This is a genomic window from Pseudomonas sp. I8001 (assembly GCF_013385345.1).
GTDB lineage: Bacteria > Pseudomonadota > Gammaproteobacteria > Pseudomonadales > Pseudomonadaceae > Aquipseudomonas.
On record NZ_JACAQC010000037.1, the window covers coordinates 54098 to 70836 of the forward strand.

11 protein-coding genes are annotated in these 16739 nt (G+C 60.5%); 8 read left to right on the top strand and 3 right to left on the bottom strand.

Annotation, left to right across the window (positions count from 1 at the left end):
• Positions 1–90: 90 nt before the first annotated feature.
• Together HX839_RS23690 and HX839_RS23695 are read left to right on the top strand one after the other, a co-directional pair.
• The gene (locus HX839_RS23690; RefSeq protein ID WP_177067794.1) at positions 91–2526 is read left to right on the top strand and encodes a fimbria/pilus outer membrane usher protein; all 2436 of its coding nucleotides are present in this window, start codon (positions 91–93) and stop codon (positions 2524–2526) included.
• Positions 2527–2585: 59 nt separating this feature from the next.
• Complete coding sequence (locus HX839_RS23695) at positions 2586–3695, top strand: fimbrial protein (protein WP_003217728.1); 1110 nt, start codon at positions 2586–2588, stop codon at positions 3693–3695.
• Here the strand turns inward: HX839_RS23695 and HX839_RS23700 are convergent.
• From HX839_RS23700 to HX839_RS23710, 3 genes are all read right to left on the bottom strand, one after another.
• Positions 3682–6762: an efflux RND transporter permease subunit gene (locus tag HX839_RS23700; protein ID WP_177067754.1), complete on the bottom strand. Its 3081-nt coding sequence runs from the start codon at positions 6760–6762 to the stop codon at positions 3682–3684. The genes HX839_RS23695 and HX839_RS23700 overlap by 14 nt on opposite strands.
• Before the next feature lie 9 nt (positions 6763–6771).
• The gene (locus tag HX839_RS23705; protein WP_177067795.1) at positions 6772–7884 is read right to left on the bottom strand and encodes an efflux RND transporter periplasmic adaptor subunit; all 1113 of its coding nucleotides are present in this window, start codon (positions 7882–7884) and stop codon (positions 6772–6774) included.
• 104 nt (positions 7885–7988) lie between these two features.
• Positions 7989–9524 carry an efflux transporter outer membrane subunit gene (locus tag HX839_RS23710; protein WP_256344743.1) on the bottom strand — a complete coding sequence of 512 codons (1536 nt, stop codon included), beginning with the start codon at positions 9522–9524 and terminating at the stop codon, positions 7989–7991.
• Positions 9525–9933: 409 nt separating this feature from the next.
• Here HX839_RS23710 and HX839_RS23715 point away from each other — a divergent pair, with 409 nt between their 5' ends.
• From HX839_RS23715 to HX839_RS23740, 6 genes are all read left to right on the top strand, one after another.
• Positions 9934–10890, top strand: a complete 957-nt coding sequence (locus HX839_RS23715; RefSeq protein WP_008433361.1) for an ABC transporter substrate-binding protein — start codon at positions 9934–9936, stop codon at positions 10888–10890.
• A gap of 23 nt (positions 10891–10913) precedes the next feature.
• Positions 10914–12245, top strand: a complete 1332-nt coding sequence (locus tag HX839_RS23720; RefSeq protein WP_177067755.1) for an LLM class flavin-dependent oxidoreductase — start codon at positions 10914–10916, stop codon at positions 12243–12245.
• A 96-nt stretch (positions 12246–12341) separates the two neighbouring features.
• Positions 12342–14288, top strand: a complete 1947-nt coding sequence (locus HX839_RS23725) for a PAS domain-containing sensor histidine kinase (RefSeq protein ID WP_177067756.1) — start codon at positions 12342–12344, stop codon at positions 14286–14288.
• A gap of 32 nt (positions 14289–14320) precedes the next feature.
• Entirely contained in the window at positions 14321–14923 is a 603-nt protein-coding gene (locus HX839_RS23730) for a dTMP kinase (protein ID WP_177067797.1), read from the top strand.
• A 507-nt stretch (positions 14924–15430) separates the two neighbouring features.
• Positions 15431–15916, top strand: coding sequence for a fimbrial protein (locus HX839_RS23735; protein ID WP_236260823.1), 486 nt, complete (start codon positions 15431–15433; stop codon positions 15914–15916).
• Between the two features lie 63 nt (positions 15917–15979).
• On the top strand, positions 15980–16723 hold the full coding sequence (locus tag HX839_RS23740) for a molecular chaperone (RefSeq protein WP_003217707.1): 744 nt from the start codon (positions 15980–15982) through the stop codon (positions 16721–16723).
• Positions 16724–16739 lie beyond the last annotated feature (16 nt).

Below are 16739 nucleotides of genomic sequence, written 5' to 3' on the forward strand. Positions count from 1 at the left end.
CGCGCGCGCCGGAAGGAAATCGCTTGCGCCCACGCCAGCGATTTGCCGGTTTGGGGTCGCCGAACTTTACTGATTGTCAGTGCATTGTTGATGCCTTACGCCGTGGCTGAAGACGTGCAGTTCGATAACTCTTTTCTTCCGGCAGGCTCGAGCGGAATTGACCTGACGCTGTTCCAGAGCGGGAACCCGGTGATGTCGGGTACGTACCGTGCCGACATTCTGGTGAACTCGAACCTGAGCACGCGTCAGGATATCCGTATCGTGTCCGACGCCAAGGGCAGGAACCCCAGGGTCTGTGTCGACACTAGGATGCTGGAACTGATGGGCGTAAACGTAGAAGTCCTGTCGCCGACGGCAACTGCCAAGCTGGCGACTGACCCATGCCCTGTCATCAATGAGCTGATCGATGGTGCCACGGCGCTGTTTTCCACCGACACCCAGCTACTGGACTTCAGCATTCCGCAGGCGGCCTTGCGGCGTAACGCCCGAGGGTACGTCAGCCCTGAATTATGGGACCGCGGCGTGACCGCAGGGATGCTCAGCTATGACTTCAACGCCAACCACAACAAATCCCTTTCAGGCACTGACGATTCTGCATATCTCGGCCTGAACGCGGGGCTGAACGTGGGTGACTGGCGGTTGCGGCACAATGGTTCGTTCAATTGGGACAGCCTGACTGGCAGCAAATACCAGGAAATCAACACCTTTGCCCAACGCGACCTGACAGGCTTGAAGAGCCAGCTGACGGTAGGCGAAGCTAACACCAGCGGCGAGATCTTCGACACCCTGGCCTACCGTGGCGTCGAGGTGGCGACCGATGACCGCATGCTCCCGGATGCGCTGCGCGGTTATGCGCCCGTGGTGCGCGGTATCGCCCGCACCAATGCCCGAGTGACCATCAGCCAGGGCGGCAATGTATTGCTGCAGACCACGGTGGCGCCCGGCGCCTTTGTCATCGATGACCTGTATGCCACCGGCTATGGCGGCGACCTGCAAGTGAACGTGCTGGAAGCCGACGGCACCCAGCAAAGCTTCATAGTGCCTTACGCCTCGGTCAACCAGTTGTTGCGCCCTGGCACCTCACGTTTCAGCGTGACAGCCGGTGAAACCCGCAATAATTACATCAGTAAGCAGGTTGAGCTGCTGCAAGGCACTTACCAGTACGGCCTGGCCAACTCGCTGACCGGTTATACCGGTGGCCAGGCCAGCGATGGTTACCTGTCGGTGCTGGGCGGTATTGCATTCGGCACACCCATCGGAGCCTTCGGGGTCGACGTGACCCATGCCCAGACCGAACTGCGCTCCGGTGACCAGCAGGGGCAGAGCCTGCGCGTGTCCTTCAGTGAGAATGTCCAAAGCACCGGGAGCAACTTCTCCCTGGCGGCTTATCGTTTTTCCACCCGCGGTTACTTCGATTTCAACAACGCCGTGCTGTTCAGGGATGCGGAACAGAACGGTACCGACACCAGCCAGTTTGGCCAACCGCGCAGTCGCCTGACCCTGTCCCTCGACCAAAGCCTGGCCAACTGGGGGCATTTGTCGTTGAGCGGGTTTACCGAGAACTACTGGAACCAGCCGGGCCAGGATATCCAGTACCAGATGGGCTACACCACACAGATCGGGCGGGTAAGCCTGGGCTTCAACCTCAGTCGCAGCCGCTCCGGCCTGGCCGAGATGCAAACCACTGAATTATTTACCGTGAGCATGCCGATCGGGTTCGGGTCCTCAAGCAATACACCGCAGTTCTCCGGCCGTTTGGCGCGCGACAGCCAGGGCAACTACAGCCAGCAGGCGAGCGTGAGCGGCAGTGCCGGTGAAGATCAGCAATACGGCTACAGCCTGACGGCAGACCGTGATGGCGCGAGCCAGTCGACCGACACCTCGGTCAGCGGCCAATACATGGGCTCCAAAGCCCGGGTCAACGGTTCCCTCAGCGAAGGCGATGGCTACAGCAGCCTGTCCCTGGGCGGTGGCGGCACGATTGTGGTCCATCCAAAAGGTGTGACGTTGACGCCTTACACCGGTGAAACCATGGCGGTGATCAGCGCCCCCGGTGCGGCCGGCGCGAAGGTGGTGGGTTATCCAGGCCTGCGGCTCGATGGCAACGGTTCGGCGGTGATCAACTATCTGCAGCCATATCAGTTGAACGAGGTCGCTATCGACCCGGACGGTATATCCCAGGACGTCGAGCTGAGCGAAACCAGCCAGAAGATCGCCCCCCGGGCGGGTGCCGTGGTAGCGGTGGACTTCGCCACGGTGCACGGCACTGCGTTGCTGTTGAACGTGCGCTTGAAGGACCAGAGTCCGTTGCCGTTCGGTGCCACCGTGGTGGATGACGCAGGTAACCCGGTAGGCACTGTAGGGCAGGGCGGGCAACTGTATGCACGTATCAAGGACGGCACACAAAGCCTGCTGGTCAATTGGGGTAAAGAGAGTGGTCAGACCTGCACGCTGAAAGTGCCGGCCCTTAAAGAGCAGGGTCAGATATTGAAGGGCAACGCGCTGTGCCTGAGTGCTGGGTCATGAGGTACGCGGCGAATGCAGCGGTGCCGTCTTCAGTCAACTATTCGTGCAGAGGTAATTCCATGAAGGTGCTTTATTCCCTGATCGCCGCTCTGCTGTTGTGTGGCCTTGCGCAGTCGGCCCAAGCGATCAATTGTGTCTACATCAATGGTAACAAGGGGTTTGTAGGCACGACCGCATTGCAGATCAGCTCCCTCAGTGTGCCGAGGGATGCGCCAGTAGGCACAGTGCTCTATCAGCAGAACTTCAATCAGAGCGGTGCAGGCGCCGACTTCAAGTGCCTCAGTACTGGCGGGGCGGCAACCTTGAACACTCTTTTGACGCTGAAGAGCACGTTGGCCAATACCGGCTACAGCGCGGGCCCTTACGCCAGCTTCGTCTATCAAACAGGCGTAGCCGGCATTGGTGTCGCCTGGGTTAACGGAACATCCGTGCAAACTGCTGCCGTCAGGGCAGCGATTCCAAATGGCTGCGCATTGTCGGGAAGCGCCGACTGTTTCATATCGGGCCTCAAGATTGCGCCAGCAACCGGGATAGTGCTGATAAAGACCGGACCAGTGGGTACGGGCACCATCAGCGGCAGTTCGCTGGGTACGCTGGAACAGGATTTCTCTGTTCCCAATAGCCCTACCTCTGTCGCCAACAAAGTGGGGCTGACCGGCAGCATCAACATCGTCGCCCTGACCTGCATGACCTCGGACGTTAACGTACCCATGGGCACCAACAAGATTGCGTCGTTCAGCGGGATAGGTTCGGCCAGCACCCCGGTGAACTTCATGATCAGCCTGACGGGTTGCCCAGGGTTTCCAGGCTATTACGGCAACGCCAGTTCGATCCCGACAAGCTCGCAATCGGCGGTCATCAGTGCGGGCACCCTCGTGCCCAATACCCTCAGCCTGCGGTTGGACCCGGTCGACACACCGATTGATGCCACCCATGGTGTGTTGAGCCTGTCGGCGGGTGCAGACCCGGCGACGGGTGTCGGTCTACAGGTGCTTGATGCTTCAGGCGCGCCTTGGGCGCTGTCCCAGAATCAGTTGCTGAGCCTTCCGCTTGCCGCTGGCACCACGGCGTTGAACATCCCGTTGAGCGCACGTTATTTGCAAACGGCCGCCACGGTGACAGCAGGTTCAGCCAACGCCGTGGCGACTTACACCATTATCTATCAGTAACCACGCCTGGCTCCTCATCCTGGCCAGGGACCGGCCGTTCAACCTCCTGATGGTGGGTGGAGCCAATAAACATATACATCGCCGGCACCATGAACAGCGTCAGCACGGTACCGATCGACAACCCGGCGAAGATCACCAGGCCCATGTCATGCCGTCCCGCAGCCCCGGCACCGGAGGCCCACACCAGCGGCACCACGCCCAGCACCATGGCGGCGGTGGTCATCAGGATCGGCCGCAGACGCACGCCGGCGGCTTCTTCTATGGCCTCGCGCTTGCTGTGACCGGCGCGCTGCAACTCGTTGGCAAACTGCACGATCAGGATCCCGTGCTTGGTGATCAACCCCAGCAACGTCACCAGCCCCACCTGGGTGTACACGTTGATCGAGGCAAACCCCATGGTGATAAACGCCAACGCTCCGAAGAGTGCAGGGGGCACCGAGAACAGGATCACCACCGGGTCGCGGAAACTCTCGAACTGAAACGCCAGGGCCAGGTACACGATCAGGATCGAAAACATCAGCAGGCCGAAGAACCCGCCGGATTCCTGCATGAACTGGCGTGATTCGCCGGAGAAGTCCGAGGTGTAACCCGACGGCGCAATATTGGTCAGAATGGTGTTCAGTTTCGCCAGCAGTTCGCCCTGGGCCACGCCGCTGACGCCCGACAGGGTCGCCGAGTTGAGTTGCTGGAAGTGGTTGATGGATTCCGGCTGGGTCGAGGTTTCGATATGCGCCACGGTCCGCGCCTGGATCATGCTGCCGGATGGCGTGCGAATGTAATAATCGAGAATCTGGTCCGGGTTGAGGCGATCAACCTGCAACACCTGGGGAATCACTTTGTACGAGCGCCCGGCAGTGGAGAAGTAGTTCACGTAGTTGCCGCCCAGTGCCGCGGACAGCGCCGCACCGACGTCGGCCTGGGTCATGCCCAGTGCGGCGATTTTTTCCCGGTCCACCACCAGCTTGGCTTGTGGCTTGTCGAGTTTCAGGTCCATGTCGGAGAAATAGAACAGCTGTTGTTTCTGGGCCTCGGCCACCACGGCCTGGGCGACTTCGTTGAGGTTTTCCACCGAGTCGGTGGTGGTGATCACGAACTGCACCGGCAAGCCCTGGGCGCCCGGCAGCGACGGCAGCGGGAAGGCCGCAATGGTGGCGCCCGGCACCTGGTTCCATTTCTGCTGGAGTTCCAATATCAGTTGGGCCTGGGAGCGCGAGCGGTCGCCCCAGTTTTTCAGCAGCACACCGCCCAGGCCCTGGTTGAGGATAGGCAACCCGGTCAGCTGGAACATCTGCGCGTATTCCGGCTCTTTGTTGGCGATCTGGAAGGCCTGGTCGGCGATGCGCTCCATCTGCTGCGGCGAGGCGGTGGGCGGGCCCTTGATCTGCATGAACACCAGCCCCTGGTCCTCGGTGGGCGACAGTTCGCTTTTGGCGGTCATGCCGCTGGCGGCCACCAGCAGGAACAGCACAAAACCAAACGTCACCAGCACCGGCCATACGTTCAGGCCACCCGAGAGTACGCGGTGGTAACGGCCCCGCAACCAGTCAAAGTACTGATCGAGCTTGCGGGCAAACCGGCCTTCTTCCTGCCCGGACTTGAACAGCCGGGACGTCATCATCGGCGAGAGTGTCAACGCCACCACGGCCGACACAGTCACGGCACCCGCCAGCGAGAAGCAGAACTCCTTGAACAGCGCACCGGTAAGGCCGCTGCGCAGCCCGATGGGCACGTAGGCGGCGATCAGCACCACGGTCATCGCGATGATCGGCCCACCCAGTTCCCGCGCGGCAACCAGCGCAGCCTCCAGCACGCCTTTGCCTTCTTCCTTGATATGCCGGTCGACGTTCTCCACCACGATAATCGCGTCGTCCACCACCAGGCCGATCGCCAATACCAGGGCAAGCAGGGTCAGCAGGTTTATCGAGTACCCCAGCAGGTACATGATGAAGAAGGTCCCGACCAGCGACAGCGGGATCGCCACCAGCGGCACGATCACCGCGCGGAACGAGCCGAGGAACAGGTAGATCACCACCGACACAATGATCATCGCCTCGACCAGGGTCTTCACCACCTCATAGATCGAGGTGTTGATGAACTCCGTGGAGTCATACACGATCTCGCCGCGTACCCCGGTGGGCAACTGGGATTGCAGCTCGGGGAAGGCCTCGCGCACGCTGTCGGCCACCGTCAGGATATTGGCAGTCGGCGCCGTCTTGATGCCGATGAACACCGAACGCTTGCCGGAAAACGCCACGCTGCTGTCGTAGCTTTCGGCGCCGAGGGTGACGGTGGCCACGTCCTCCAGGTACACCAGGCCATCGCCTTTCTGCTTGACCACCAGCCGCTTGAATTCATCCACCGTGTGCAAGTCGGTCCCGGCCGTCAGGTCGACCGTCACCGTTTGCCCACGGGTGGAACCGACGGCAGACAGGTAGTTGTTGTTGGCCAGGGCGGTGGACACGTCCTGGGCGGTCACGTTATGCGCCGCCAGTTTGTTCGGGTCCATCCAGGCACGCAGGGCGAACTGGCGCCCGCCGAGGATTTCGGCGGTTTGCACGCCCTGGATCGAGTCCAGCTTGGGCTTGACCACCCGCACCAGGTAATCGGTGATGTTGTTGGTGGGCAGGGTGTCGCTGTAGAAACCCAGGTACATGGCGTCGGTGGTCTGCCCGACCGCCACCGTCAGCACCGGTTCCTGGGACTGCGCCGGCAGTTGGTTCTTGACCGAGTTGACCTGGGTGTTGATCTCGGTGAGGGCCTTGCTCGCGTCGTAATTCAGCCGCAGCGTGGCGGTAATCGTCGAGACACCGGTGATGCTCGTTGATGACAGGTAGTCGATGCCCTGGGCCTGGGCGATGGCCGATTCAAGCGGCTGGGTGATAAAGCCGGCAACGGTGGAGGCGTCCGCGCCGTAGTAGGCGGTGGTGATGGTGACCACGGTATTTTCGGTGCGTGGCCATTGGTTCACCGGCAATTCGAAGATCGAGCGCAGCCCCAGGATCAGGATGAACAGCGAGACGACAATCGCCCAAACCGGCCGCTGAATAAAGGTATCGGTAAGCTTCATGGGACACCTTTAGTGTTCTTGGGGAGTCGGCGCAGGATCGTTCAGCGGCGCGGCGCTGTTATCGACCTTCACCGGCGAGCCATTCTTGAGCTTCATCTGGCCGCTGGTGATCAGCAGGTCGCCTTCCTTCACGCCCGACAGGATCGCCACCTGATCGCCCCGGGTCGGTCCGGTCTTGATAAAGGTCTGTTGCGCGGTGAGGACTTCCTCACCCTTGTCGTTCTTGCTCGATGTGGCAATGAATACTGTGGTGCCGTAAGGGTTGTAGGTCACCGATGTCTGCGGAACGGTGAGGTAGCGCTGCGTCGCACCGGAGTTGACCACGGCGCGGGCAAACATCCCGGGCACCAGGTTCTGTTTGGGGTTGTCGACGGTGGATTCCACGGTGACATTGCGCGTGGTGGCGTCGAACTGGGTGTCGATGGTGCTGATCTTGCCGGTGAAGGTTTGATTCGACAGGCCGTCGGCCGTTACCGAAACCCCTTGGCCGATGGCGATGGCCTCCATTTGAGTCTGGGGCACCGTGAAGTCGATGTAGATCGGATCGAAGGTTTGCAGCGTGGCGATCTTGTCGCCGGGGTTGAGGTATTGGCCAGGGTTGACGCTGGTGATGCCGATGCGCCCGGCAAACGGTGCGCGGATGGTTTTTTTCGCCACCAGCGCGCGCTGTTGTTCGGCGGCGGCGAGCTTGGCTTTGAGGTCGGCGGTGTCAGTGTCCACTTGTGCCTGGGAGATGGCGTTAACCGCCAGTTGCGCCTTGTCACGCTTGAGGACGATCACCGCCAGGTCGGCCGTGGCCTCAAGGGAATGCAGTTGCGCGATGTCCGAGTCGGCATTCAGTTGGACGAGCAGCGCCTGGGCCGCCACTTCTTGCCCGGGCGTGAAGCCGATGGTGCGCACGATGCCGCCCACTTCAGTGGTCACATCCACCCCCCTGACCGCTTTCATTGAGCCCACGGCGCTGACATTCGGTTGCCAATCACTGAACGGCACCTTCATGGCCGTGACCACGGAGGCCGGCAGGGGCATTTTCGACTGGGCGATCAGCGCCGAAATCTGCACGAACTTCACCCCGGCAATGATCGCGACAATCACCAGCACCACCACGATCATGATGATCATCGGCCGCCACAGTCGGCGCTTGCGCGGTGCGCCGGGCTCGGTGGGCAGGGGAGAGGCGGTTATGACGTCAGCCATGGATGTTCTCGCTGTTTCAAGAGTTCAGTTCAGTTGAACCGTGCCGAATCGGCAGGCGCTGCCTCGTTCCTGGCCGGCATGATCTCGTTCCACGACGGCAGGCCGAACCGATCAGGCCGGCCCTTGGTGGCAGGGTCCACATCGGCACGGTTCCACCATCCGCCACCCAATGCCTGGAAGAGCGCGGTGGTGTCGCTGTAGCGGGAGGCCTGCGCCCTGACCCGGGCCAGCACGGTGTTCTGGTAGGTTTGCTGGGCCGTGAGCAGGTTGATGTACGCCACGGCACCGAGTTTGAACTGCGCCTGCACCAGGTCCAGGTTGGCTTGCGCAGAGCGCTCGGCCACCACCTGCTGGTTGAGCGCATCGGCATCCGCCTCCAGCGCCCGCAGTGCGTTGGCCACGTCCTGGAACGCGCCGATCACCGTGCCACGGTAGCGGGCTGCCGACTCGTCATAGGCGGCCACGGCAGCGCGTTTGCGATGTTCGAGTGCGCCGGCATCAAAGATCGGTTGGGTGATCGACCCGGCTAGGCTCCAGACCCCACTGCCCGCCGAAAACAATTTGGTCCCGCTGGCCACCGTGGAGCCCACCGACCCGGTAATGCTGAACTGCGGCAACTGATTGGCGACGGCCACGCCGATATTGGCACTGGCCTGATGCAGTTGCGCCTGCGCGGAACGCACATCGGGCCGCTGGCCAACGATGGCCGAAGGCAGGCTGAGCGGCAGTTCTTCGGGCAGGTGCAGGGAGGCGAGGTTGAAGCGCTCGTCCCGGTCCTGGTTGGGAAACCGGCCGAGGTAGGCCATCAACTGGTTGCGGGTCTGGGCGAACTGCTTTTGCAGGGGCGGCAAGGTGGCACGGGTTTGCGCCAGCGCGGTCTGCTGTGTGAGCACGTCGGAGTCGCCGATCGCACCCAGCCGGCGCTGCGCCTGCAGGACGTCGAGCTGATCACTCTGTAGCCGAATGATGGTTTCGGTGGCGGCGATCTGGTCGCGTATAGAGGCCAGGCTGACTGCGGTGTTCACCACATTGGAGGTCAACGTGAGGTAGGTCGCCTCCAACTGGAAGCGTTCGTACTCGGCCTGGGCCGAGGTGGATTCAATTTGCCGGCGCGTGCCGCCGAACACATCCGGGGCGTAGGACACGCTCAGCGACGCCGAACTCACCGTGAGAATCGGCGACTCCGGCAGGCCCGAGGTGACGCCCGATACTTTCTCGCGGGCCTTCTGCACGTTGCCGCTCACCGAGGGAAACAGCGACGCCTGGTCGGCATAGACCAGCTCGTTGGCCTGGCGCAATGCCGCCTGCGCGGCGGTGACATCCGGGTTGGCGCGCAAGGCTTCCTCCACCAGCGCGTTCAGTTCCGGTGAGCGGAACAGCGTCCACCATTGCCCGGGAATATCCATCCCGGCGATCAACCGCTGCGCCGCACCGCCGGTGTCGATATCGGCCTTGGTGGTGGAGGTGAGTTTTTCTCGTGAATAATCGGCGTTCGCCGGCACCTCAGGGCGCGCGAAATCGGGCCCGACGGTGCATCCGGCGAGGGCGATGCACAGCAGGCTCAAGGGAGCCAGAAGGTGTGGTGGTCGAAAAAGGGCGCGGCTGTGCGCCACTGGTTGCGGTGCCGATGCAAGCTGCCGAGGCTGCTCTTTCATATTTACTCTGATTAATCAGTTGGTTAACTGCTTTATTTGTTGAGCAATGAGTGCGCGGGCATCGGGCCATACGGCTGAAAAAATGGCGCGAGAGTCGCCGAATTCAAATCAGTGTAGGTGGTGCAGGCGGGTACGCAATGTCCGTGCGCGCCGACCACCCACAAAAATGCATTTAACGCATTAATATCGAATTAGGTTATGCGTTATAAGTATTTTACATGCAGCCGTCAGCCCCTCATCGTAGCCCTCCCTACGAACACTGCCGAGACCGCACGCGCGGATCGACTTTCAATGCTTGAGAAGGCATCTGGAGACGAACGTGCGTTACCTGACAAAACTGGCGGCCGGGTTGGCCGCCACGCTGCTGTGCCTGACCGCGAACGCGCAAACGCTGGTGGTCGGAGACCAAAGCTACAACGCCCAGGCCGTGATGGAAGCGGCGGGGGTGCTGGATGATCTGCCCTACACCCTTGAATGGAAGCAATTCACCGCCGGGTCTCCGGTGGCGGAAGCCCTCAATACCAACAGCCTCGACATCGGCCTGCTCGGCGATGCGCCCGTGCTGTTCCTCGGTGCACTCGGCGCACCGATCAAGGTGATTGCCATCAGCCGGCAAAACCTCGAGGGCGTGGCCATCCTGGTGAAAAAGGATTCCTCGATCCACAGCCTTGCGGACCTCAAAGGCAAGCGCGCCGCCATCTGGAAAGGCTCCTGGAGCCAGCAACTGCTGCTGACCGCACTGGATAAGGCCGGCGTGCCGAAAGACGCCCTGGAGTTGCGCTACCTCAGTGCACTGGATGCTTCCCACGCACTGGAAGGCGGTTCGGTCGACGTCATTGCCACCTGGGAACCCTACGTCACCCAACAGGAACGCCAGGGTGCACGGGTATTGGCGACCGCAGACGGGCTGATCCCGGCCCAGAGTTTCGTCGCCGCCAGCACCAGGGCCGTCGATAACAAGCGTGCGCAAATCAGCGATTTTCTCCAACGCCTGAAGAAAGCCCGTGACTGGACGCGCCAAAGCCCGGCCAACGCCGACGCGTATGCAGATGCCTGGGCCAAACGCACCCGCGCAGATGCAGACATTGCCCGCGCCTGGTTTGCCCGGGCACGCACGACGGTCGAACCGGTGACAGCCCAGTCGCCTGTAGAAGCACAAAAGACCGTGGACTTTTTCGCAAGCCAGGGACTGGTCAAGTCTTACCCGGCAGCCAAGCTGTTCGACGACTCCTTCGCGGCGTCCTTGCAACCAGCCGTCGCCAGAACCCAGCCCTGAACGTTTCCAGGAATACGTTGGACATGACTAAAAGACAGCTCAAACTCGGCGCCCTGACCATGGGCTGCGGCGGGCCCGGCCGCCACAATCTGTGGCTCGACCTGCAATTGCCGGCCGATGCCAGCGTCAACGTCGACTGGTACATCGACATTGCACGCCAGGCCGAGGCGGCATTGTTCGACTTGATGTTCATCGTCGACAGCCAATTCATCACACCGGGTTCGCCATCCCACTACCTGAACCGGCTGGAGCCGCTGACGCTGTTATCGGCACTTGCCGTAAGCACCCGGCACCTGGGCCTGGTCGGTACGCTGACGACCTCTTACAACTCGCCCTATAACGTCGCGCGGCGCCTGGCCTCACTCGACCTGATCAGCAAAGGCCGCGCCGGCTGGAACGTGGTCACCAGCGGCGACGCCGGTACCGCCGGCAACTACAGCCGCGACGAACATTATGACTACGACACCCGCTATGGCCGGGCGGCCGAACACGTCCAGGTCGTGCAGGGCCTGTGGAACTCCTATGAGGAAGATGCCTTCGTGCGTGACCGCGCCACCGGCCGGTTTCTCGACCCCGCCAAACTCCACAGCCTGAATCACAAGGGCGAGCACTTTTCCGTGGTCGGGCCGCTGAATATCCAGCGCTCACCCCAGGGCCAACCGGTGATCTTCCAGGCTGGCGATTCGGAACAAGGCCGCGACCTCGGTGCGGCCACGGCCGATGTGATCTTTACCCATGCGGCCAGCATCGAGCAGGGCCAGGCTTTCTATCGGGATATCAAGGGCAGGGCGCTGCAACATGGCCGTGACCCGGAGCAATTGCTGGTGATGCCCGGCGCCGAGATTTATGTAGGCGATACCGATGAACAGGCGCGTGAAACCGAGCGGCACTACCATCAGGCCGACCACAGTTTCGAGCTGGCGCTGAAGGAGTTCGGACGCAATTTCGGCTGGCATGATTTCAGCCAGTACGACCTTGATGCGCCGTTCCCGCAGGAGAGCCTGGAGGCGGCACGCAGCAGCTTTTTTACCGCGGCCAAACGCATTGCCGATCAGGCACGGGAGAAAGGTTTTACATTGCGCCAGGCGGTGGAGTTTGGGCGGCAACTGCGCCCGGGAGCGTTTGTCGGATCGGCGGATACCGTCGCTCGGAAAATGGCTGACTGGCTTGAAGCCCGCGCGGTGGATGGTTTCAACATCTACATCGGCCATCCGGAGCAGTTCAAGCGCTTCACGCACGAGGTCATCCCGTTGTTGCAGGAGCGCGGCGTGTATCGCACGGCTTATGAAGGTACGACCTTGCGGGAAAGCCTGGGATTGAAGATTCCACGGTTTGCGCGCAACGGCGGCGGTTGACTCAAAACAACTGTCCAGATGAATAAATTGGTGAGCCGGGGATTTTTTTAGACATACTGAGGGTTCAAGCCACTCATTTGTCCCGAGACTTTCCTGATGCCATCCCATCCTGCGCAAGGGCCTTTCAATCAGGACGACCGGTATCGACTGCTCGTCGACGCAGTGGTCGACTATGCCATCTATATGCTTGATACGAACGGCTTGATTCGCAGTTGGAACTCCGGGGCGAGAAAGATCAAGCAGTACGAACAGAGTGAAGTGCTGGGCAGGCATTTTTCGCTGTTCTACACCCCGGAAGACCTGGCCTCGGACTTGCCGGGCCGGGCACTCAAGAGCGCCGAGCAGTCAGGGCGCTTCGAGGGCGAAGGTTGGCGCATCCGCAAGGATGGGACTCGTCTCTGGGCACTGGTGATCATCGACCCGATACGCGCCGACGACGGCACGTTGATTGGCTTCGCCAAGGTCACACGGGACCTGACCGAGCGTAAGGCCGCGGAGCAGGCGCTGCGCCAGAGCGAGCAGCAATTCAGCCTGCTGGTGCAAGGCGTCACCGACTACGCGCTGTATATGCTGGACCCCAACGGCGTGATCACCACCTGGAACGCCGGCGCCCAGCGCATCAAGGGTTACCGGCCGGCAGAAGTCATCGGCAGGCATTACTCCATGTTCTTCCAGCGTGAGGACGTAGACCACAAGGTCCCGCAGCGCGCCCTTGAAACGGTGGTCAGGGAAGGTCGTTACGAAGGGCAGGGCTGGCGCCTGCGCAAGGACGGCACGGGATTCCTCGCCCATGTGGTTATCGACCCGATCAAGAATGAACTGGGTGAGCTGGTGGGGTTTGCGAAGATCACCCGGGACGTTACCGAAAGCGTCCAGGCTCAACAGGAGATCAAGGAAACCCGAGAGGCGTTATTCCAATCCCAGAAAATGGAGTCCCTGGGCCAGCTCACCGGCGGCATCGCCCATGACTTCAACAACCTCCTGATGGTGATTCTGGGGAGTCTTGAACTCGCCAAGAAGCGTGTCCCGCAGGACTCGAGAACCTGCGCCTTACTGAATAATGCCATCGCGGGCGCCCAGCGGGGCGCAACGCTGACTCAGCGCATGCTGGCCTTTGCCCGTCGCCAGGAGCTTGACCCTCAGCCTGTGGATGTGGGCGATCTGATCCGCAACATGTCAGACCTGCTGTCCCGCATGTTGGGCGCAGGCATCAACGTCGACACACAGTTCCCATTGATCCTGCGGCCGGTATTGGTCGACATGAGCCAACTGGAAATGGCTGTGATGAACCTGGTGATCAACGCTCGGGACGCAATGGAAGGTCGGGGCAGGATCCTGATTTCAGCGCGGGAGGATGCGTTTCCCGACGGGGCGAATGACTCGCAAAGGCTGATTTGCATCTCTGTCATCGACACCGGCCCCGGGATGAATGACGCGACCTTGCAACGGGCCATGGAGCCGTTCTTCACCACCAAGGGAGCGGGAAAAGGCACCGGGCTTGGGCTTTCGATGGTGCATGGCCTGGCGGCACAGTCACAGGGCCACTTTGTGCTGAAGAGCCAGGTAGGAGAGGGCACAACCGCTGAGCTCTGGTTACCGGTGGCGGTGACCGACACCACACAGTCTGCGGCGCTGGCATCAACTGCAGATACACCCGATGCAGCCCATCAGCAATGCCTCGAGATTCTGCTGGTAGATGACGACCCGCTGGTGCTGATCAGCACCGGGGCGATGCTTGAAGACCTGGGCCATCATGTTGTGTCGGCAGGAGACGGGCATGCTGCGTTGGCGTTCCTGGCGCAAGGCGCGTGCTTTGACCTGGTCGTGACAGACATGGCAATGCCGGACATGACCGGGATCGAGCTTGCCGGCAACATCGAGTCGTTGTATCCCAACCTTCCCATCATTCTTTCCTCAGGCTTTGCGGAAATCTCCCTGGACCTCAAGACCACATTGACGCGCTTACCCAAGCCATTTGATCAATCTGCACTGGCCAGGGTGATCGCCGAAACCATGCGCAGCCGGATCGACAAGCCGTGTTGAGCCAGGCGGCTGGCCGTCCGTTGTTTGTTTCCATGGATGGGCCCAAGGGCACCGGCAAAACCACATTGCTGGAGGCCGTTACAAAAGCACTGAGGGCTGACAACAGAATGGTGATCCGGCTTTGCGAGAGAAAAAGCGATCCCTTCAGAAGTGAAACAATGACCCTCGTTAACAGACTCGCCAGGCATCCCGGCCTGGATCTGGAGTGGGAGGTTTGTGAACGCTTCGCTGATAGCCGCGCGTGGATTTCCCGGCACGTGCTGGCTAGACAGCCTCCAGGCAGCATCGTCCTGATCGACCGCTGGTACCCGTCTGATGCCGCGTTTCGCCGGGAAGTCCCGCTGGCAGAAATCCTGCAGTTGAACATTGATCGAAACGTGCAAGTGCCGGACCTGCATATCGGGGTCGTCACCGACCCTGATATTTCATGGGCACGGGCCGCGGCACGCCGACGTGGGCTGAGCAGTACCGTGATCCACACGCTGGCAGAACATGTCGCCTGTACCCAGGCGTTCGAGCGAGCGGTTGCGGATCACGGCTGGGTGTTATGCCGGAATGAAGGAACCATTGAGGGCGCAACACGGCAGGTGGTTTCCGAAATTTATAACGTCCTTGAGTCCTCACAGCGTGATTGACCCCACCTGCACTTGACAGCCTTACGCGGTTCACCGCGATCAGCTTTTGCGCTTCGCGCACCATGCGCCCGCAGCCAGTCATGCTCAACACGTCAATAACCCTCCAGCCGAAGCTGCGCTGCATGGTCAGGCGCAAGAGTAACGCTCACGCCCGTCAGCCGTGACTCACCTTTTAACTTTATACGTTTCTCTTCCGGCACTTTTATTGTTCGTGCCTATATTTTCGGACCACTCCTAAATACGCCCATCTTGCAGGCCTACATAATCGTTACTCGTTCGGCAGCCACAGCTTTTATAGCGCGAGGCTTGTTAGTTCGACCACTGGGCTAACCGTTTGCAACGGCTGGATCGCTGTTTGGCGAACCGTGGCAAGAGAGACGTTTGGCAACGAGGCGTAATAAAAAAATTAGCCCTTCTGGCTTTTTCCAACTGATGTTTTAGATTCTTAAAAGGCAACTTATGAACCGCACCTTACTTGCTTTCGCAGCGCTTACCTCCACGCTCGCCATGTCGGTCGCACAGGCTAACGATGGCACCATCAACTTCACGGGCGAACTGACTGCTCAAACCTGTACCTCGACCATTAACGGCACTGCCAACGCAGCGACCGTTGCCTTGCCTCGACTCAGCATTGCTTCGCTGGCGACTGCCGGTGCTACTGCAGGCGCTACCAACTTCACGATCGAACTGAGTCGTTGCCAGGGCACGATCGCCACGGCCGCTGCATTCTTTGAAGCTGGCGCAGGCGTTGACTCGGTGACGCGTAACGTTAAAAACGCCACCGGTACCGCCACCAACGTGCAATTCCAGTTGCTCGACTCGGCAGGTCGCGTAATCCGTGCCGGCGATAGCACCCAACTCGCCAACACCGCGCGCACGCCGGTTACCGGCGCCGCCGCTGTACTGCCTTACGCCGTTCAATACGTAGCCAGCGGTGCTTCCACCGCCGGCACGGTCGTAGGCTCGGTGACCTACTCGATCAACTATCAGTAAATGCTGAACTGTCGGCGCACGCTGAAACGAGTCAGGTGCGCTGGCAGGATCGGGAGAAAATGTATGCACGGTCAAAAAGCCTGGTGTCGCTATGCAGTCCTGATGGTGGCCTTGTTCGGGTGTTCCCAGGCGATGTCTTCTGTGGTTATCACCGGGACGAGAGTGGTATACCCGGCGGATAAAAAGGAAGTCACGGTAAAGATCAACAACGAAGGCAGCAACCCGGTATTGGTTCAATCCTGGGTTGATCAAGGCGACCCTGCCTCGACACCCAGTAATTCTTCTGCGCCGTTCGTGATTTCGCCACCTGTTTCGCGGGTCGATCCTGGCAAGGGGCAGAGCTTGCGCCTGATGTTTACCGGCGCGCCATTGTCCGGTGACAAAGAGTCAGTGTTCTGGCTCAACGTGTTGGAGATTCCCGCCAAAGTAACAACTCACGAAGACCAGAATGTTTTGCAAATGGCGTTTCGCTCGCGAATTAAAGTTTTTTATCGTCCCGCCAAGTTGCCGGGTACGCCTGCAGCCGCTGTGGATGCCGTGCAGTTTAAAGTTATCGCGCAGTCGAGCGGAACTTACGCCCTGCAAGCATTTAACCCCACTGCGTTTCATGTATCACAAAGTGATTTGAAACTGATTACCGGCAGTCAGACCGTTTTCAGTGAGCCTGGAATGATTGCACCCGGGGAGACGCAGCTCTTTGCGTTGCCTGATCTGAAATCAATGCCCGCTGCCGGGGCGGAAGTTGAATACAGCGCCATCAATGATTACGGCGCGTTGGTCCCGGTTCGAAAGCCTGTCACGCCCTAGCTATGCCAGGCCTCAG

Bases quoted from the DNA above. Each gene is read 5' to 3' on its own strand.
- HX839_RS23690 (WP_177067794.1), top strand. From the start codon at position 91: ATGCCTTACGCCGTGGCTGAAGACGTGCAGTTCGATAACTCTTTTCTT.
- HX839_RS23695 (WP_003217728.1), top strand. From the start codon at position 2,586: ATGAAGGTGCTTTATTCCCTGATCGCCGCTCTGCTGTTGTGTGGCCTT.
- HX839_RS23700 (WP_177067754.1), bottom strand. From the start codon at position 6,762: ATGAAGCTTACCGATACCTTTATTCAGCGGCCGGTTTGGGCGATTGTC.
- HX839_RS23705 (WP_177067795.1), bottom strand. From the start codon at position 7,884: ATGATCATCATGATCGTGGTGGTGCTGGTGATTGTCGCGATCATTGCC.
- HX839_RS23720 (WP_177067755.1), top strand. From the start codon at position 10,914: ATGACTAAAAGACAGCTCAAACTCGGCGCCCTGACCATGGGCTGCGGC.
- HX839_RS23725 (WP_177067756.1), top strand. From the start codon at position 12,342: ATGCCATCCCATCCTGCGCAAGGGCCTTTCAATCAGGACGACCGGTAT.
- HX839_RS23730 (WP_177067797.1), top strand. From the start codon at position 14,321: ATGGATGGGCCCAAGGGCACCGGCAAAACCACATTGCTGGAGGCCGTT.
- HX839_RS23735 (WP_236260823.1), top strand. From the start codon at position 15,431: ATGTCGGTCGCACAGGCTAACGATGGCACCATCAACTTCACGGGCGAA.
- HX839_RS23740 (WP_003217707.1), top strand. From the start codon at position 15,980: ATGCACGGTCAAAAAGCCTGGTGTCGCTATGCAGTCCTGATGGTGGCC.